The 19,115-nt window shown below is 63.1% G+C and carries 14 protein-coding genes; 5 read left to right on the forward strand and 9 right to left on the reverse strand.

Annotated features, from left to right (window positions below; all coding sequences use genetic code 11):
- Positions 1-1,395, reverse strand: a complete 1,395-nt coding sequence (gene sthA, locus IAE36_RS12355; protein ID WP_060482182.1) for a Si-specific NAD(P)(+) transhydrogenase — start codon at positions 1,393-1,395, stop codon at positions 1-3.
- A gap of 380 nt (positions 1,396-1,775) precedes the next feature.
- Positions 1,776-3,239: a glyceraldehyde-3-phosphate dehydrogenase gene (locus IAE36_RS12360; protein ID WP_033727928.1), complete on the reverse strand. Its 1,464-nt coding sequence runs from the start codon at positions 3,237-3,239 to the stop codon at positions 1,776-1,778.
- A gap of 167 nt (positions 3,240-3,406) precedes the next feature.
- Here IAE36_RS12360 and mfd point away from each other — a divergent pair, with 167 nt between their 5' ends.
- From mfd to IAE36_RS12375, 3 genes are read left to right on the forward strand one after another with little or no spacing between them, the layout of a single operon-like run.
- On the forward strand, positions 3,407-6,856 hold the full coding sequence (gene mfd, locus IAE36_RS12365) for a transcription-repair coupling factor (protein WP_201212657.1): 3,450 nt from the start codon (positions 3,407-3,409) through the stop codon (positions 6,854-6,856).
- A gap of 9 nt (positions 6,857-6,865) precedes the next feature.
- The gene (locus tag IAE36_RS12370; RefSeq protein WP_201162766.1) at positions 6,866-7,438 is read left to right on the forward strand and encodes a CsiV family protein; all 573 of its coding nucleotides are present in this window, start codon (positions 6,866-6,868) and stop codon (positions 7,436-7,438) included.
- A 3-nt stretch (positions 7,439-7,441) separates the two neighbouring features.
- On the forward strand, positions 7,442-10,759 hold the full coding sequence (locus IAE36_RS12375) for a DEAD/DEAH box helicase (RefSeq protein ID WP_201212659.1): 3,318 nt from the start codon (positions 7,442-7,444) through the stop codon (positions 10,757-10,759).
- Between the two features lie 36 nt (positions 10,760-10,795).
- Here the strand turns inward: IAE36_RS12375 and nagZ are convergent, their stop codons facing one another.
- Complete coding sequence (gene nagZ, locus IAE36_RS12380; protein ID WP_201212711.1) at positions 10,796-11,794, reverse strand: beta-N-acetylhexosaminidase; 999 nt, start codon at positions 11,792-11,794, stop codon at positions 10,796-10,798.
- 70 nt (positions 11,795-11,864) lie between these two features.
- Positions 11,865-12,578 carry a TetR/AcrR family transcriptional regulator gene (locus tag IAE36_RS12385; RefSeq protein WP_060482180.1) on the reverse strand — a complete coding sequence of 238 codons (714 nt, stop codon included), beginning with the start codon at positions 12,576-12,578 and terminating at the stop codon, positions 11,865-11,867.
- Between the two features lie 252 nt (positions 12,579-12,830).
- Here IAE36_RS12385 and lexA point away from each other — a divergent pair, with 252 nt between their 5' ends.
- Both lexA and sulA read left to right on the forward strand, forming a co-directional pair.
- Positions 12,831-13,439, forward strand: a complete 609-nt coding sequence (gene lexA, locus IAE36_RS12390; protein WP_028632476.1) for a transcriptional repressor LexA — start codon at positions 12,831-12,833, stop codon at positions 13,437-13,439.
- A 13-nt stretch (positions 13,440-13,452) separates the two neighbouring features.
- Positions 13,453-13,929, forward strand: coding sequence for an SOS-induced cell division inhibitor SulA (gene sulA, locus IAE36_RS12395; protein WP_201162763.1), 477 nt, complete (start codon positions 13,453-13,455; stop codon positions 13,927-13,929).
- Positions 13,930-13,977: 48 nt separating this feature from the next.
- Here sulA and IAE36_RS12400 read toward each other — a convergent pair whose 3' ends face one another.
- The 5 genes from IAE36_RS12400 to fadA form a co-directional block, all read right to left on the reverse strand.
- Positions 13,978-14,211, reverse strand: a complete 234-nt coding sequence (locus IAE36_RS12400; protein WP_028632474.1) for a hypothetical protein — start codon at positions 14,209-14,211, stop codon at positions 13,978-13,980.
- Positions 14,212-14,261: 50 nt separating this feature from the next.
- The gene (locus tag IAE36_RS12405) at positions 14,262-14,777 is read right to left on the reverse strand and encodes a DUF6586 family protein (RefSeq protein WP_201212661.1); all 516 of its coding nucleotides are present in this window, start codon (positions 14,775-14,777) and stop codon (positions 14,262-14,264) included.
- A 92-nt stretch (positions 14,778-14,869) separates the two neighbouring features.
- Positions 14,870-17,482: a type I DNA topoisomerase gene (gene topA, locus IAE36_RS12410; RefSeq protein WP_201212663.1), complete on the reverse strand. Its 2,613-nt coding sequence runs from the start codon at positions 17,480-17,482 to the stop codon at positions 14,870-14,872.
- A 100-nt stretch (positions 17,483-17,582) separates the two neighbouring features.
- Positions 17,583-17,834 carry a DUF1653 domain-containing protein gene (locus tag IAE36_RS12415; RefSeq protein ID WP_028632471.1) on the reverse strand — a complete coding sequence of 84 codons (252 nt, stop codon included), beginning with the start codon at positions 17,832-17,834 and terminating at the stop codon, positions 17,583-17,585.
- Between the two features lie 77 nt (positions 17,835-17,911).
- Positions 17,912-19,087, reverse strand: a complete 1,176-nt coding sequence (gene fadA / locus IAE36_RS12420; protein WP_028632470.1) for an acetyl-CoA C-acyltransferase FadA — start codon at positions 19,085-19,087, stop codon at positions 17,912-17,914.
- Between the last annotated feature and the right edge of the window lie 28 nt (positions 19,088-19,115).

Consider the following 19,115-nt stretch of genomic DNA (forward strand, 5'->3'; position numbering starts at 1 on the left):
TCAAAAAAGCCGGTTCAGGCCGTCGTACGCCGCTACCCGGTAGGCCTCGGCCATGGTCGGGTAGTTGAAAGTGGTGTTGACGAAGTACTTCAGGTTGTTCAGTTCGCCAGGCTGGTTCATCACCGCCTGCCCGATGTGCACAATCTCCGAAGCCTGGTAGCCGAAGCAGTGCACGCCCAGCACTTGCAGGGTTTCCCGGTGGAACAGGATTTTCAGCATGCCCTGGGGCTCACCGGCAATCTGCGCCCGCGCCATGCTCTTGAAGAACGCCTTGCCCACCTCGTACGGCACCTTGGCCTGGGTGAGTTCCTGCTCGTTCTTGCCGATGGAGCTGATCTCGGGAATGGTGTAGATGCCGGTGGGCACATCGTTGACGAAGCGCCAGCTACCGTTGTCGACGATGCTGCCAGCGGCAGAACGGCCCTGGTCGTGGGCAGCACTGGCCAGGCTCGGCCAGCCGATCACGTCGCCCGCGCCATAGATGTTCGACACGCTGGTGCGGTAGGCCTCGTCCACTTCGATCTGGCCGCGGCTGTTGACCTTGATGCCGATGTTCTCCAGGCCCAGCTTGTCGGTGTTGCCGGTACGGCCATTGCACCACAGCAAGGCATCGGCCTTGATCTTCTTGCCCGACTTCAGGTGCAGGATCACACCGTTGTCCAGCCCTTCCACGCGCTCGTAATCTTCGTTATGGCGCACGGTGATGTTGTTGTTGCTGAAGTGGTAGCTCAGCGCCTGGGAAATTTCCGAATCCAGGAAGCTGAGCAACTGCCCCCGGTTGTCCACCAGCTCCACCAGCACGCCCAGGCCGCTGAAGATGGAGGCATATTCGCAACCGATCACCCCGGCCCCGTATACGATCAACTTGCGCGGGGTGTGGCTGAGGCTGAGGATGGTGTCGCTGTCATACACCCGCGGGTGGTTGAAGTCGATATCGGCAGGGCGATAGGGGCGCGAGCCGGTGGCGATGATGATGTGCTTGGCGTTGAGTTTTTCAACCACACCGTTGGGGCACACCACCTCGATGGTTTGTTCGTCAGCGAAGCTGCCCGTGCCGAAGAACAGGTCGACGCGGTTGCGCGCATAGTAGCCGGTGCGCGAAGCCACCTGCTTGGCGATGACCTTTTCGGCGCTTTTCAGCACATCAGGGAACGAGAACCAGCGCGGCTCACCGATGGCGCGGAACATGGTGTTGGTGTTGAACTGCATGATCTGCCGCACCGAGTGACGCAGTGCCTTGGACGGAATGGTACCCAGGTGAGTGCAGTTACCCCCGACCTGGCGACGGCTGTCCACCATCGCCACCTTGCGCCCTGCTTTGGCGGCGTTCATCGCCGCACCCTCACCGGCCGGGCCGGAACCCAGCACCACTACGTCGTAGTTGTAGACAGCCATGCGTACTCCTTCAGAACTGGCCCGCAAGCCACGGTCGCTTGCGGGGCGCGATCATGTCGCCAGGGCGCCATGAGAAAATTCGGGTGCAGTCTAATCAAGCGTGAACGCCGCGCACATTAACCCTTGGTCGCGTCGTAGGCCAATTTTACCCGCACTACATAGGGTCACCGATTCCCTGGCGTTGATCATCCCTGCTGGTGCTTTCACTCGCCTTTCGACGCCTGCCGAATGCGGGGCAGTCACCCAGCCACTGCACAAAAGCGTCGGCCATTCTCCGTCAAATGCCGGATGGAGTCACCCCGGCACTCACCTGGCCGCCGCCGGCCAGAACGAAAACGGGAACCCGAAGGTTCCCGTCTGCTCATGGCCTTGCAGGCGTATCAGTGTGGGAATGCTGGCGGGTTGACCCCGGCCATTTCTTCCATCACACGCACCACCTGGCAGCTGTAGCCGAACTCGTTGTCGTACCACACGTACAGCACGACACGGTTGTCGTTGCAGATGGTGGCCTCGGCGTCTACCACACCGGCGTGACGCGAACCGACGAAGTCGGTGGACACCACTTCCTGCGAGCTGACGTAGTCGATCTGCTTGTGCAGCTCCGAGTGCATGGCGGTCTGGCGCAGGTACTCGTTGATTTCTTCGCGGGTGGTGGCCTTGTCCAGGTTCAGGTTCAGGATGGCCATCGACACGTTCGGCGTCGGCACGCGAATGGCGTTGCCGGTCAGCTTGCCCTTGAGTACTGGCAAGGCCTTGGCGGCAGCGGTGGCAGCACCGGTTTCGGTGATGACCATGTTCAGCGGCGCGGCACGGCCACGACGGCTGCCCTTGTGGAAGTTGTCGATCAGGTTCTGGTCGTTGGTGAACGAGTGAACGGTTTCGACGTGACCATTGATGATGCCGTACTGGTCGTTGACAGCCTTGAGCACCGGCACGATGGCGTTGGTGGTGCAGGAGGCGGCCGAGATGATCTTGTCATCGGCAGCGATGTCACCGTGGTTGATACCGTGCACGATGTTCTTCAGCGCGCCCTTGCCTGGTGCGGTAAGGATCACGCGGCCAGCACCCGGGCAGGCCAGGTGCTGGCCCAGGCCGTCGGCATCGCGCCATACGCCGGTGTTGTCGACGATCAGTGCGTTCTCGATCCCGTACTGGGTGTAGTCGACTTCGCTCGGGCTCTTGGCGTAGATGATCTGGATCAGGTTGCCGTTGGCGGTGAGGGTGTTGTTGGCTTCATCGATGGTGATGGTGCCATCGAACGGGCCGTGCACCGAGTCGCGACGCAGCAGGCTGGCGCGCTTGACCAGGTCGTTTTCAGCGCCTTTGCGCACAACGATGGCACGCAGGCGCAGGCCGTCGCCACCACCGGTTTTTTCGATCAGGATGCGGGCCAGCAGGCGGCCGATGCGACCGAAGCCATACAGCACCACGTCGGTGCCCTTGCGCGCAGCAGCATTCTGCTGGCCAACCACTTCGGCCAGCTCTTCGCGGACGAACTGCTCGGCCGTGCGGCCGTTGCCTTCCTGCTTGAACTTGTTGGCCAGCTTGCCCAGGTCGACCGAAGCGGCGCCCAGCTTCAGCTCGCTCATGGCCTTGAGCAGGGGGAATGTCTCGTGAACAGACAGTTCGGTTTCGTCGGTTTGGCGATGACGGGCAAAGCGATGCGCCTTGAGGATCGAGATAACCGAACGGTTGATCAGGCTACGGCCATAAATCGAGCTCACCACATTGTTGTTGCGGTAGAGCTGACCGATAAGCGGGATCATCGCTTCAGCCAGGGCTTCACGATCGATCCACTCACCAAGACACTGGTCGGGCTTCTGAGTCACGGGAACCTTCCACATGTAGGGACAGAAAAAAGGGGCTACATTATGACGCCCCGATGCGTAACCGGCAATGAGCGCCTGTCGCGGTGACGCAGGCCAGCAATCATGCCCATCCAAGCCTGACAGCCGGCACGGTCACCGGTACAATCGACCTCTTTGCCGCAACGCTTGGAGTGCCATCTCCCGTGTCAGTTCTGCGCCTACCGCAACTGTCGGCCACGGCCGGCAAACAAACCTGGGGCAACCTGCCCGGGGCCGCCCTCAGCCTTGCCATCGCCGAGGCCGCCAGCAGCGCTGGCCGCTTCACCCTGCTGCTGACCGCCGACAGCCAGGCCGCCGACCGCCTCGAGCAAGAGCTTAAGTTCTTCGCCCCCGAGCTGCCGGTGCTGCCGTTTCCCGATTGGGAAACCCTGCCGTACGACCTGTTCTCGCCGCACCAGGACATCATTTCCCAGCGCATCGCCAGTCTGTACCGGCTGCCGGAGCTCAGCCACGGCATCCTGGTGGTTCCCATCACCACCGCCCTGCACCGCCTGGCGCCTACACGGTTTCTGCTGGGCAGCAGCCTGGTGCTGGACGTAGGCCAGACCATCGACGTAGAGCAGATGCGCAGCCGCCTGGAGGCCACGGGCTATCGATGCGTCGATACCGTGTACGAACACGGTGAGTTCGCCGTGCGTGGCGCCCTGATCGACCTGTTCCCCATGGGCAGCAAACTGCCCTACCGCATCGACCTGTTCGATGACGAGATCGAAACGCTGCGCACCTTCGACCCGGAAACCCAGCGCTCCATCGACAAGGTGGATTCGATCCGGCTGCTGCCGGCGCGGGAATTCCCGATGCAGAAGGAAGAAGTGACCCGCTTCAAGGCGCGGTTCCGCGAGCGCTTCGACGTCGACTTCCGCCGCAGCGCCATCTTCCAGGACCTCGCCAGCGGCATCATCCCGGCGGGCATCGAGTACTACCTGCCGCTGTTCTTCGAAGAAACCGCCACCCTGTTCGACTACTTGCCCGCCGACACCCAGGTGTTCTCGCTGCCAGGCGTGGAGCAGGCCGCCGAGCACTTCTGGAACGACGTGCGCGGGCGCTATGAAGACCGCCGCGGCGACCTGAGCCGCCCGCTGCTGCCCCCGGCCGAACTGTTCCTGCCGGTAGAAGACTGCTTCGCCCGGCTCAAGCAATGGCCCCGGGTGGTGGTCAGCAGCGAGGACCTGGACGCTGGCGCTGGCCGCGCGCGTTTCGCTGCCCGGGCGCTGCCCAACCTTGCGATCGAAGCCAAGGCCAACCAGCCACTGGCCGAGCTGTCAGCCTTCCTCGACCAGTTCGGCGGCCGCGTGCTGTTCACCGCCGAATCCGCCGGGCGCCGCGAAGTGCTGCTGGAGCTGCTCGAGCGGCTCAAGCTGCGCCCGCACACGGTCGAGGGCTGGGCAGACTTCATCACCGGCAGCGAGCGCCTGGCCATTACCATCGCCCCGCTGGACGAAGGCCTGGTGCTGGACGACCCCGCCATTGCCCTGGTTGCCGAGAGCCCGCTGTTCGGCCAGCGCGTGATGCAGCGCCGGCGCCGTGACAAGCGCGGCGAAACCGCCAACGACGCCGTCATCAAGAACCTGACCGAACTGCGCGAAGGCGCGCCCGTGGTGCACATCGACCACGGTGTTGGCCGTTACCTGGGCCTGGCTACGCTGGAAATCGACGGCCAGGCCGCCGAGTTCCTTACCCTGGAGTATGCCGAGGGCGCCAAACTGTACGTGCCGGTTGCCAACCTGCACCTCATCGCCCGCTACACCGGCAGCGACGATGCCCTGGCCCCGCTGCACCGGCTGGGTTCCGAAGCCTGGCAAAAAGCCAAGCGCAAGGCCGCCGAACAGGTGCGCGACGTGGCCGCCGAACTGCTCGACATCTATGCCCGCCGCGCCGCGCGCAAGGGCTATGCCTTCGCCGACCCGGCCGCCGACTACGCCACCTTCAGTGCCGGCTTCCCGTTCGAGGAAACCCCTGACCAGCAGGCGGCCATCGAAGCGGTGCGCACCGACATGCTGGCGCCCAAGCCCATGGACCGCCTGGTGTGCGGCGACGTGGGCTTCGGCAAGACCGAAGTGGCCATGCGCGCCGCGTTCATCGCGGTGCACAGTGGCCGCCAGGTGGCCGTACTGGTGCCTACCACCTTGCTCGCGCAGCAGCACTACAACAGCTTCCGCGACCGCTTTGCCGACTGGCCGGTGACCGTAGAGGTCATGAGCCGCTTCAAGTCCGCGAAGGAGGTGGCCAGCGCCGCTGCGGACCTGGCCGAGGGCAAGATCGACATCCTCATCGGCACCCACAAGCTGCTGCAGGACGATGTGCGCTTCAAGGACCTGGGCCTGGCCATCATCGACGAAGAGCACCGCTTTGGCGTGCGCCAGAAAGAACAACTGAAGGCGCTGCGCAGCGAGGTCGACATCCTCACCCTCACCGCCACGCCCATTCCGCGCACGCTGAACATGGCAGTGGCCGGCATGCGTGACCTGTCCATCATCGCCACGCCGCCGGCACGCCGCCTGTCGGTGCGCACCTTCGTCATGGAGCAGAACAACAGCACGGTGAAGGAAGCGCTGCTGCGCGAACTGCTGCGCGGCGGCCAGGTGTACTACCTGCACAACGATGTAAAAACCATCGAGAAGTGCGCCGCCGACCTGGCAGAGCTGGTGCCTGAGGCGCGCATCGGCATCGGCCACGGCCAGATGCGCGAGCGTGAGCTGGAGCAGGTGATGAGCGACTTCTACCACAAGCGCTTCAACGTGCTGGTGGCCTCGACCATCATCGAAACCGGCATCGACGTGCCCAGCGCCAACACCATCGTCATCGAGCGCGCCGACAAGTTCGGCCTGGCCCAGCTGCACCAGCTGCGTGGCCGGGTAGGCCGCAGCCACCACCAGGCCTACGCCTACTTGCTCACGCCCACCCGGCAAAAGGTGAGCGCCGACGCCGAAAAGCGCCTGGAAGCCATCGCCAACACCCAGGACCTGGGGGCCGGCTTCGTGCTGGCCACCAACGACCTGGAAATCCGCGGGGCTGGCGAACTGCTGGGCGAAGGCCAGAGTGGTCAGATCCAGGCGGTGGGCTTCACGCTCTACATGGAAATGCTCGAGCGCGCGGTCAAGGCCATCCGCAAGGGCACCCAGCCCAACCTCGAGCAGCCACTGGGCGGCGGCCCGGAGATCAACCTGCGCCTGCCGGCGCTGATCCCGGAAGACTACCTGCCGGACGTGCATGCGCGGCTGATCCTGTACAAGCGCATCGCCTCGGCCGCCGACGAAGAAGGCCTCAAGGACCTGCAGGTGGAGATGATCGACCGCTTCGGCCTGCTGCCGGAGCCGACCAAGAACTTGATGCGCCTGACGGCGCTCAAGCTGCAGGCAGAAAAGCTCGGCATCAAGAAGGTCGACGCCGGCCCCAACGGCGGCAAGCTCGAGTTCGAGGCCGAAACCCCGGTCGACCCATTGATCCTGATCAAGCTGATCCAGGGCCAACCCAAACGCTACAAGTTCGAGGGTGCTACCCAGTTCCGCTTCATGGTCCCGATGGAACGGCCCGACGAACGCTTCAATACCCTGGAGGCGCTGTTCGAGCGCCTGACACCACAGCCTGCTTAAGGAAGACCCATGCGTGCCATCCGTTGCCTGACCCTGCTGCTGGCGGCTTTTGCCCCCAGCGCATTCGCCCAGGGCCTGTACCAGGTAGAAATGATACTGGTACGGCAAAACAACGTGCCCGCCTTCACCAGCCCGTTCGCGCCTGAAAACTGGAGTGCCGGTGCCCCACGCCTTGGCAAGGACGCCGAACAGCGCCCTGCCCTTGAAGATGAAGCCACCCGCCTGGAGGCCACGGCAGACTACACCGTGCTGATGCACCGGGCCTGGCAGCAGCAGGTGGGCGATGGGCCAAGCCGTATTGCCTTGGGTGAGGGCAACGAGCAGTTCGGCCACTTCCCTATCGAAGGCAACCTCAGCATTGGCCAGGGCCGCTTCATCACGGTGGAGGCCAACCTGTGGGTCAACCAGCTCGACGGCAATGGCAGCGTGTTGCAAAGCGAGCAGTTCAGGCAGGCCAACAGCAACGTCAAGGCCGGCCAACTCACCTTCCTCGACGGCGGCCACTTGGCCTTGCTGCTGAAAGTAACGCCGCCGGGCACGCCCAAAATGCCGCCCATGGACCCGGAATTGCTGGAGCAGTAAGCCATGGCAAGAGATGCGTTCGAATGCTTGAGCGACAATCCGAACTGGGTCAAATGCTTCGACCGTGGCGCTTTGCAGCGGGGCGAGAAATACGCCGAAGAAGGCAGGGTCGAACTGGAGGCCGTAGACACACAGCTGATTTCCGCCACGTGCGAGGGAAGCCGCGGGCAGCGCTACAGTCAGACGATCTTCGTCACCCTGGAAAACGGGCGGTGCATGATCGACGGGGACTGCACCTGCCCCGTGCAGGTCAACTGCAAACACTGCGCCGCTGTGCTTTTTTCAATCTGTGACCCTTACGCCAGCCTTGCGCCCGCCGCACCCAAAAGCGCGACCCTCTCGCCCGAGCTTCAGCACTGGCTGACCGGCCTGGAGCAGGCACCCCGCAAAACCGAAGAAGGCAAGGACAAACGCGGGCGCATGGTGTGCTACGAACTCAGGCTCGAGAACGACGACAGCTGCTCGTTGATGGTGCGCAAAGGCACACGCACTGCCGATGGCATCCGTTACAGCCGTGTGCAGTCACTTTACGATTACCTGTATCAGCCGCCGAACTTCGTCACCGAGGACGACATCCGCATCCTGCGGCTGCTTTCGGCACTGAACCAGGGCGGCGGCCAGGATCGCGGCTACCGGCTGAGGGGTCACGAAGGCGGCGAGCTGTTCCAGCGCGCCCTTGATACCGGGCGCCTGCTGTACCTACCAGAGCTGCCGCTGCTGCGCCAGGGGCCTGCGCTCAAGGCCGAGTTTCGCTGGGTACGGCTGGACAGCGGTGCCTATCGCGGCACCTGGGTGAGCGAAGGGGGGCAGATGCTGTGTGTCATCCCCCTGGTACCACTCTACTACCTCGATATCGATACAAAAGAAGTCGGCACGGTCGAGCACACCCTGAACCCGCACACGGCCATGCAACTGACCGTCGCCCCTGTGGTGCCTGAGCACCTGGTCGTCCCTCTCAGCCATAAACTCAACGCGCTCAGCCATCAGGTGCCCACCCCGGCGCCCGTACAGGAGCAACTGATCGACGACATCCCGCCCACGCCCCACCTGACCCTGGGCAGTGTCGAGTTCACCGCCTACATGCCCAAGACCGGCCGCATGCAGCGGCAGTTGCAGCACCGCGCCGCACTGGCCTTCGACTACGATGGTTTGCGGGCGAGTGGCAATGACGACAAGCCCCTGACCCGCCTGGTGGGCAGCACCAGCCAACGCATCCGCCGCCAGCCCGAAGCTGAGCAACGGTTGCGCAAAGCGCTGCGCGACATGGGCTTCAAGGTGGCAACGCGGCAGAGCAAGGCACTGCCTGACAGCGCGGGTGAAATGTTCCAACTCGCCGACGACGAAGCATGGCTGAAGTTCGCGCGCGAAGGCGCAGGGCAGCTGCGTGATGCGGGCTGGCAAATAGATATGCACCGCGACTTTGCCTTCAACCTGCAGGAAGTGGATGACTGGTATGCGTCCATCGATGAAGCGCCAGGCCATGAATGGTTCGACCTGGAACTGGGCATCGTGGTCGAAGGGCAGCGCCACAGCCTGCTACCCATCGTGCTGCAACTGCTGCGCAGCAGCCCCGAACTGCTACGCCCCAGCGAACTGGCCAAACGCAACGATGACGAACACCTGCTGATTGACCTGAACCGCGGGCGGTTGGACAGCCCTGCCCTGCGCGTCGCCCTGCCCTATGGCCGGGTCAAGGCGGTCATGGCGACCCTGGGCGGGCTGTACCTCGGTGAACACGAGGCCGGCCCCGCCGTACGCCTGGACCGCGCCGATGCCGCGCGGCTGAACGAAGTCGATGGGCTGCCCCTGCACTGGGAAGGCGGCGCGCATGTCCGCGACCTGGGCCGCCGCCTGCGCGATGCCCGCGACCTGCAGGTGCCACCACCCACAGGGCTACAGGCCAGCCTGCGCCCCTATCAGCAGCAAGGCCTGAACTGGTTGCAGGCGCTGCGCGAGATGGGCACGGGCGGCATCCTGGGCGATGACATGGGGCTGGGCAAAACCCTGCAGGCCTTGGCGCACCTGCTGCTGGAAAAAGAAGCCGGCAGGCTCGGCTCGCCGGCCCTGGTGGTGATGCCCACCAGCCTTGTACCCAACTGGCTGGACGAGGCCCAGCGCTTCGCCCCCGAACTGCGCGTGCTGGCCCTCCAGGGCCCTTCGCGCAACAAGCACTTTGCAAACCTGCACGAATACGACCTGGTGTTGACCACCTATGCACTGGTGCCCCGCGACCTGGGCTATTTGCAGGATCAACCCTGGCACGTGCTGATCCTGGACGAAGCGCAGAACATCAAGAGCAGCACCAGCAAGGCTGCGCAAGCGGTGTGCGAGCTCAAGGCCAACCAGCGCGTATGCCTGACGGGCACGCCGATGGAAAACAACCTTGGCGAGCTGTGGTCGATCTTTCACTTCCTGATGCCCGGCTGGCTGGGCGACCTGAAGCGGTTCAACCAGGACTACCGTAACCCGATCGAGCGTCAAGGCGACAGTGAGCGGCTGGCCCACCTGGTGACCCGTATCCGCCCGTTTCTGCTGCGCCGTACCAAGGAACAGGTCGCAACCGAGCTGCCAGCCAAGACCGAGATGGTGCACTGGGTCGAGCTCAGCGACGCCCAGCGCGACACCTACGAGGCGGTGCGGGTAGCGATGGACAAAAAGGTTCGCGACGAAATTGCCCGCAGTGGCGCGGCGCGCAGCCAGATCGTCATCCTGGATGCGCTGCTCAAACTGCGCCAGGTGTGCTGCGACCTGCGCCTGGTCAAGAGTGTGGAGACCCGGGGCAACCAGGCCGACAAGGGCAAGCTGGGTGCACTGATGGAGATGCTCGCCGAGTTGCTGGGTGAAGGGCGGCGGGTGTTGCTGTTCTCCCAGTTCACCTCGATGCTGGCCCTGATCGAGCAGGAACTGCAAAAGCATCACATACGTTACAGCCTGCTCACAGGGGATACCCGTGACAGGCGCACACCGGTGCAACAGTTTCAGGAGGGTCACAGCGAGGTATTTCTGATCAGCCTGAAGGCAGGCGGCGTGGGGCTGAACCTGACCGCTGCCGACACCGTGATCCACTTCGACCCCTGGTGGAACCCGGCCAGCGAGAGCCAGGCCACCGACCGCGCCTACCGCATTGGCCAGGACAAGCCGGTGTTCGTGTTCAAGCTGATTACCCGCGGCACCGTCGAGGAGAAGATCCAGCTGCTGCAACAAGACAAGGCAGCGTTGGCCGCCAGCTTGCTCGACGGCGGGCAGGCCGGGCAATGGCGCCTGGGGGATGAGGAAATCGAAGCCCTGTTTGCACCACTGCCGGGTAAGCGCGGCCGCTAACGGGTACGGAACCATGCCGACCCCGCAGCCGCGGGGTCAGTCGATCAACTGCGCCTCGCGCAACGCCCCCAACGCCTCGAGCCAGCGCGGTTGCTGGCGGTAGTCCGTGCAGGCAAAGCCCTGGCCGCGCATGCGTGCGATACGTGGCGAGGGCTTCACCTGCATACGCTGCGCTGCGCTCAACGCCAGCTCCGCTGCAGCCCGGTCATTGCACACCAGGCCCATGTCGCAGCCGGCGGTAAGGGCCGCCTCGATTCGGCTGGCGGCGTCACCCACCACATGCGCCCCGGCCATGGACAGGTCGTCACTGAAGATCACACCGTCGAAGCCCAGCTCGCCGCGCAGGATATCCTGCAGCCAGCGCCGGGAAAAGCCAGCCGGGCGGTCGTCGACCTGCGGGTAGATGACATGCGCCGGCATCACCGCCGCCAGCTGCCCACTGAGGCGGCTGAAGGGAATCAGGTCGGCCTGGCGCAATTGCGCCAAACTGCGCTCGTCGGTCGGGATGGCCACATGGGAGTCCGCTTCAGCCCAGCCGTGGCCAGGGAAGTGTTTGCCGCAGGCAGCCATGCCCGCCGCATTCATGCCCCGGATGAACGCGGCAGCCAGATCGGTAGCGCGCTGCGGGTCACCCTCGAAGGCTCGGCTGCCCACCACGGCGCTGCGCTGGTGGTCAAGGTCGAGCACTGGGGCAAAGCTCAGGTCCAGGCCAACCGCCAGCACTTCGGTGGCCATCATCCAGCCGCATTGCTCGGCGAGGTACAGGGCATTGCCGTTGTCCGCCAATGCCCGCATGGCCGGCAGCCGTACGAACCCCTGGCGCAGACGCTGGACGCGGCCGCCTTCCTGATCCACTGCCAGCACCAGGTCAGGGCGGATGGCGCGAATGGAGGCGCACAGCTCACGCACCTGGCGCGGGCTGTCGATGTTGCGGGCAAAGATGATCAACCCCGCCACTTCGGGTTGACGCAGCAGGTGGCGGTCTTCGGCGGTCAGCCATTGGCCGGCGATATCCACCATCAGGGAGCCTTGCAGGCTGACGGTCATGGGTAATCCTTGAATTGAGACGGGGTGGCGCGCGCCGCAGCCTCGCGGCGTGGCGGCATCAAGCCTTGGCGCTGGAAACCACGGGGGCGGCCTTGGTGCGCGGGCGCAACTGGGCACTGGCCATGGCCGGGTCGGTGACACCGGTGTCGGCACGCATGCCGGCCGCCAGGAAAGGTACCATGAGGCGCATCACCTGTTCGATGGAGGTGTTGATGCCAAAATCGGTTTCCGCAATAGCCCGCAGCGCCTTGATACCCGACATGCTGAAGGCAGCAGCGCCGAGCATGAAGTGCACGCGCCAGAACAGCTCCAGCGGCGGGATGCGCGGCGCAGCCTCGTTGACCAGCAGCATGTAGCGGCGGAACACCTTGCCATACATGTCCTCGAGGTAGCGGCGCAGGTGCCCCTGGCTCTGGCTGAAGGCCAGGCCCAACAGGCGCATGAAGATCGACAGGTCATTGTTGCTGCGCGGCTGCACCACCAGCGCCTGCTCAACCAGCATTTCCAGCAGTTCTTCGAGGGTCGGCTTGGGTTCCGGCTTGGCTTGACGGCGCTCGAGCTCGCGCTCCAGGCTGGCGCAGAACGGCCCCAGGAACCGCGAGAACACGGCCTGGATCAGGGCTTTCTTGGAGCCGAAATGGTAATTTACCGCAGCCAGGTTGACCCCGGCCTTGCTGGTAATCAGCCGCAACGAGGTTTCGGCGAACCCTCTTTCCGCGAACAGCTGCTCGGCAGCATCGAGAATGCGTTCAACGGTTTCCGATTGGGCCATGATTACTCCGCGCGCTCCGCCAGACAAACAGGTGTTTGAAACATACGTTTCAACCCTGCGTCTGTCAAGGCTCCGTGACCGGCCAGTCTCACCTGCTTCCTCCCCGTTCTGGGCTGCCCTGCCGGCCCTTGCCGGGGATGCTTATTACTCGCCACTTGCAGCTTGCCACTTGCAGCTTGAGGCTAGAGGCTTGCAGCCACCCCAATACTGTATATAATCCCAGTCACTGTACAAAAAGACAGAGCGCTGATCATGTTGAAACTGACGCCACGCCAAGCCGAAATCCTCGCGTTCATCAAGCGTTGCCTTGAGGACAACGGTTTCCCGCCGACCCGCGCCGAGATTGCACAGGAGCTCGGGTTCAAGTCCCCCAACGCCGCAGAAGAACACCTCAAGGCACTCGCCCGCAAAGGCGCCATCGAGATGACCCCTGGTGCATCGCGCGGCATTCGCATCCCGGGCCTGGAAGCCAAGGCCGAAGAAGCCGGGCTGCCGATCATCGGTCGGGTGGCAGCGGGTGCCCCCATTCTGGCCGAGCAGCACATCGAGCAATCGTGCAACATCAGCCCTGCCTTCTTCCACCCTCAGGCCGACTACCTGCTGCGCGTCCACGGCATGAGCATGAAGGACGTCGGTATTCTAGATGGCGACCTGCTGGCCGTGCACACCTGCCGCGAAGCCCGTAACGGGCAGATCGTCGTGGCCCGCATCGGCGACGAGGTGACCGTCAAGCGCTTCAAGCGCGAAGGCAACAAGGTCTGGCTGCTCGCTGAAAACCCAGAATTCGCCCCCATCGAAGTCAACCTGAAAGAACAGGAACTGGTGATCGAGGGCTTGAGCGTCGGCGTCATTCGCCGCTGATCCAGGAGGCGTCATGCAGCAGATCATTCACGCACACGAGCAAGTCCAGTTGCCCCTGTTCGAAGCATTCCTCGCACAGCCTGTATTGCCTGGGCTGAAAGCCAGCGAACTGAGTCGCCAGAGCAGCGCGCCCGACCTGTTCAGCGAGTTGTCGCTGCACGGCGCACCCAGCCATTGCCAGACCTTGTTGGCACCGGTACTGCGCGAACTGAGCGAAGAGGACGAAGCCCGCTGGCTCACCCTGATCGCCCCGCCGTCCAGCCTGACCCAGGCGTGGCTACGGGATGCCGGCCTCAACCGTGAGCGCATCCTGCTGCTGCACCCTCGCGGCAACAAGAGCCCGTTGCAACTGACCTGCGAAGCGCTGCGCCTGGGGCGCAGCCATACCGTGGTCAGCTGGCTGGGCAACGTCAACGCAACTGCACGCCAGCAGTTGGTCCGCGCTGCCAGCACGGGTAATGCACAAAGCCTGAACATCCGCTTTGGCTGATGTTCAGGCCTTGCCTGCGACCACATAGAACATTAAGCGTGACGCACCTCAATGCAGTACGCGCGGCCCTTCTTCCCGCTCAAGCTCGCCATCCATAAGCCGCCCGGCCATTTGCACGCCAACGCTGAGCATGGCCTTGGCCACCTCCACATGCTGACCCTGCAGAAACACCTTGGCATCCTCCGAGAAATCCAAGGTTACCAATGAGCCCTCATCCTCGGCGCGACGCAGTTCGATGCGGCCATCAGGCAACTCGACAATTTCCAGAAAAGACGTAGACATAAACGGCGGTTCTCCACGAAAGGCCAGCATTGTACCAGCGCTGGCTGGACTCAGCACTCACTCAACGCGTCGCGAAAACGCCTGACGAGCGCTTTGAGGTTAGAGCGCCAGCTTTCCAACTCATCCCTCGACAGTGGTTCGGTGGCCGGCTCATCAAGGCTTACAGCCTGGATCAGCGGCTGAGTGACGTCAGTTTTTGGCGCCTTGCGTGCGACGGGCGGCCGGAACAGGTCGGCGTAAGCCCCCAGCATTTGCGCCAGCCAGGTCTCCCGCTGACGGGCAAGCTCCAGCAGTTCTGCAACCTCTGGGATGGCAAGGCCATTAAGCGCATCATCCGCCAAGGCCTGCTCCACACTGGCAGCAGCTGGAAGACGGTAGAAAGCACTGACCTCATGACACAGCCCTAGCAATGCGCCATACAGGTGAAACAGCGCGGCTTCACGCTCTGCCTGGACCAGGCCCTGCGCGTTCATGGCCTGGCTTTGTTCCGCCTTGGCCATGGATTCAAGCGCAAGCCCGGCAAAAAACAGTTTCTGGTTGGTACGGGTGTAGACTTCCTGGGCCATTTCTATGCCCTCCCATCAGGCTGCATGGCGAATTAGACGGCTCATGAATGACGAGGGCCGCATAGCGGCCCCAATACAATACACGCTGTTGCTCAGCGCTTGTCTTCGACCTTCCAGGCGTTGCCATCGTAGAACGCCTTCCAGCCAGTCGGCTTGCCGTCGACTTCAGACTGCACGTACTGCTCCTTGGTCTTGCGGCTGTAGCGGATCACCGCCGGGCGGCCGTCCGGGTCCTTGGCAGGCGCATCGCACAGGAAGTGGTACTTGGGATCGATCTCGTGCTTGTGCGGCACAATCTCCAAGACCAACGGCGCACGGGTTTCCCGATTTTTCGGGAACTGGCTGGCAGCCAGGAACAAGCCTGACGCACCGTCACGCAGCACGTAGGTGTCATCCACCTTTTCGCACTTGAGCTCGGGCATGTCCACCTTGTCCATCTTCGGCGGCGCCGCTTCGCCACTTTTCAGCAGCTTGCGGGTGTTCTTGCAGGCCGGGTTGGTGCAGCCGAAGAACTTGCCGAACCGGCCCGTTTTAAGCTGCATCTCGCTGCCGCACTTGTCGCACTCAAGGCTAGGCCCTTCGTACCCCTTGATGCGGTAGCTACCCTCTTCGATCTCGTAACCTGGGCAGTCAGGGTTGTTGCCGCAAATGTGCAACTTGTGCTTCTCGTCCAGCAGGTACGCATCCATCGCCGTGGCGCAGATTGGGCAGCGGTGCTTGCCTAGCAGTACCCGCGACTCCGACTCACCCTCGTCGTCGGCGGCAATCTCATCGCCCGGCACCAGGTTGACGGTCGCCTTGCAGCGCTCTTTGGGCGGCAGGCTGTAACCGGAGCAGCCCAGGAACACACCGGTCGAGGCGGTACGAATCATCATCGGCCGGCCGCATTCCTTGCAGGCGATGTTGGTCATGGTCGGCTGGTTGGCGCGCATGCCGTCTTCGCTGGACTCGGCAGTCTGCAGCTTCTTGCTGAAGTCGCCGTAGAACTCGTCCAGCACGTTCTTCCAGTCGCGCTCACCCTGGGCCACGTCGTCCAGGTTCTCTTCCATGCCGGCGGTAAAGCCGTAGTCCATGAGGTTGGCGAAGCTCTCCGACAGGCGCTCGGTTACGATGTCGCCCATTTTTTCGGAGTAGAAACGGCGGTTGTGCAACGTCACATAGCCGCGGTCCTGGATGGTGGAAATGATCGCCGCATAGGTTGACGGGCGGCCAATGCCCCGCTTTTCCATTTCCTTGACCAGGCTGGCCTCGGTGAAACGCGCTGGCGGCTTGGTGAAGTGCTGGCTCGGGTCGAGCTGCATCAGCTTCATGGCTTCGCCCTGCACCATCTCTGGCAGCACATCGTCTTCGCCCGGCTTGCTCTGCTGCGGCAGTACCCGGGTATAACCGTCGAACTTCAGAATGCGGCCCTTGGCACGCAATTCGAAGTCACCTGCCGCCACGGTCACGCTGGTGGACAGGTACTGGGCCGGTGGCATCTGGCAGGCCAGGAACTGGCGCCAGATCAGCTCGTACAGGCGCTCGGCATCACGCTCCATGCCACTGAGCTTGGTTGGGTGCGTGTTGACGTCCGAAGGGCGGATAGCCTCGTGGGCCTCCTGCGCGCCTTCCTTGCTGCCATAGACCATGGGCGCTTCAGGCAGGTACTGCTTGCCGAACTCGCGCTCGATGTAGCTGCGCGCCATGTCCAGGGCGTCCACGGACAGGTTGGTGGAGTCGGTACGCATGTACGTGATGTAGCCCGCTTCGTACAGACGCTGGGCCATCATCATGGTCTTCTTCACGCCGAAGCCCAGGCGGTTGCTGGCAGCCTGCTGCAATGTCGAGGTGATGAACGGCGCCGACGGCTTGCTGCTGGTCGGGCGGTCTTCACGCTTGACCACGCTGTAGCTGGACGCCTTGAGCTTGTCCAGGGCCGCCATGGCCTGGGCTTCATTCAGCGGCTTGAAGGCTTCACCGTTCTCACGGGCGACCTCGAAACGCACCTTGGCATTTTTTGCAGTGCCGAGGTCGGCGTGGATTTCCCAGTATTCCTGGGGGATGAACGCACGAATTTCACGCTCACGCTCCACCACCAGCTTCACCGCCACCGACTGCACGCGCCCGGCGGACAAGCCGCGAGCGATCTTGGACCACAGCAATGGCGAGACCATGTAGCCCACCACGCGGTCCAGGAAGCGCCTGGCCTGTTGCGCGTTGACCCGGTCGATATCCAGCTCCCCCGGTTGCGAGAACGCGTCCTGGATGGCTTTTTTGGTGATCTCGTTGAACACCACGCGCTTGTAGCGGGTGTCGTCGCCGCCAATGGCTTCGCGCAGGTGCCAGGCAATGGCTTCCCCTTCGCGGTCCAAGTCGGTTGCGAGGTAGATGGTGTCAGCATCCTTGGCCAGGCGACGCAGCTCGTCGATCACCTTCTCTTTGCCGGGAAGGATCTCGTATTTGGCCTTCCAGCCGTGGTCCGGGTCGACGCCCATGCGTGCAACCAGCTGACGGCGAGCCTTTTCTTTCGGCGAAAGGGCCGGTGCCTCACCCGCGGCCGCCTTGCCACGCTTGGCGGCGGGCTCTTTGCTGGCGCTGGCCGAACCGCTGGTGGGGAGGTCTCGGATGTGGCCGATACTCGACTTCACCACGTACTGGTTGCCCAGGTACTTGTTGATGGTCTTGGCCTTGGCCGGGGATTCCACAATGACCAGCGATTTGCCCATGGATCGGTGTATTCCTGAATCTGAAGATAAAAAACACGTCAGGTGCCAGACGCGGCACCGCTATATATAGTGGCAAAAGTGCGAGGTCAAGTTCGGCTGATCAGCCGTGCGACTTGTCCGACACCCCTGCCAGGCCCTCTTCGGCCTTGACCAAAGCAAAGCGTGGCACCTGTTCGCCGTCAACCTCAACCGACTCACAGAACATTGCAAGGGGGCGCACCCAAAAGCTGTAGTCACCATACAGGCATTGGTAGAACACCATCCACTCCTCGCTTTCGGAATGTCGCGCAACGCTGAAGACACGGTACTCAGGCCCTTTGTAATGCCGGTACACACCTGGCTGTATCTGCATGCCGCCCACCTCTGGGTCAAAACGGTAGAAAAAACAAAACCGGGGCACAAGGCCCCGGTCGCTGTCAGCTTACGCGTTTAGACGCGTTCGAAGACAGTGGTGATCCCTTGGCCCAGGCCGACGCACATGGTCGCCACCCCCAAGGTACCGCCGTTCTGCTTCATGACGTTGAGCAGGGTGCCGGAAATACGTGCCCCCGAGCAACCGAACGGGTGGCCCAAGGCAATGGCGCCGCCGTGCAGGTTAACCTTCTCATCCATCTTGTCGAGCACTTTCAAATCTTTGAGCACTGGCAAGGCCTGCGCAGCGAAGGCTTCGTTGAGCTCGATGAAGTCGATATCGGCCATGGTCAAGCCCGCACGCTTGAGGGCTTTCTGGGTAGAGGGCACTGGCCCGTAGCCCATGATTGCCGGGTCTACGCCGGCCACTGCCATGGCACGGATAACCGCCATCGGCTGGATACCCAGGTCCATCGCACGCTGCCCCGACATCACGATCATGCACGAGGCACCGTCGGTGATCTGCGACGACGTGCCCGCAGTCACGGTCCCCCCCTTGGGGTTGAACGCAGGCTTGAGCGAGGCCAGGCCTTCAAGCGTGGTTTCCGGGCGAATGGTTTCGTCAAAGTCGAACACCTTGAGGAAGCCATTCTCGTCATACCCTTGCATGGGGATGATCTCGTCCTTGAACTTGCCTTCCACCGTAGCCTTGTGGGCCAGCTGATGCGAACGCACGCCGAACAGGTCTTGCTGCTCTCGGGTGATGCCGTGCATCTTGCCGAGCATCTCGGCGGTCAGGCCCATCATCCCCGAGGCCTTGGCCGCGTGCAACGACAGGTGCGGGTTAGGGTCCACGCCATGCATCATGCTCACATGGCCCATGTGCTCGACGCCGCCGATCACGAAGACATCGCCGTTGCCGGTCATGATGGCCTGGGCAGCGGTGTGCAGCGCGCTCATCGACGAACCGCACAGGCGGCTGACCGTCTGCGCAGCCGAGGTGTGCGGGATGGGCGTCATCAGGGAGGCCATGCGGGCAATGTTCCAGCCCTGTTCCAGGGTCTGGTTGACGCACCCCCAGATCACGTCTTCCACCTCTTTGGGATCGACCTTGTCGTTGCGTTCCAGCAGTTTGGTGATCAGGTGCGCCGACATGTCTTCGGCGCGGGTGTTGCGGTGCATGCCACCCTTGGAGCGGCCCATGGGCGTGCGACCGAAGTCGACAATCACCACGTCTCTTGGATTCAGGCTCATATCAAATCTCTCGCTCTAGCTCGTTGAC

The organism is Pseudomonas sp. S36, from assembly GCF_016647875.1.
GTDB lineage: Bacteria > Pseudomonadota > Gammaproteobacteria > Pseudomonadales > Pseudomonadaceae > Aquipseudomonas > Aquipseudomonas parafulva.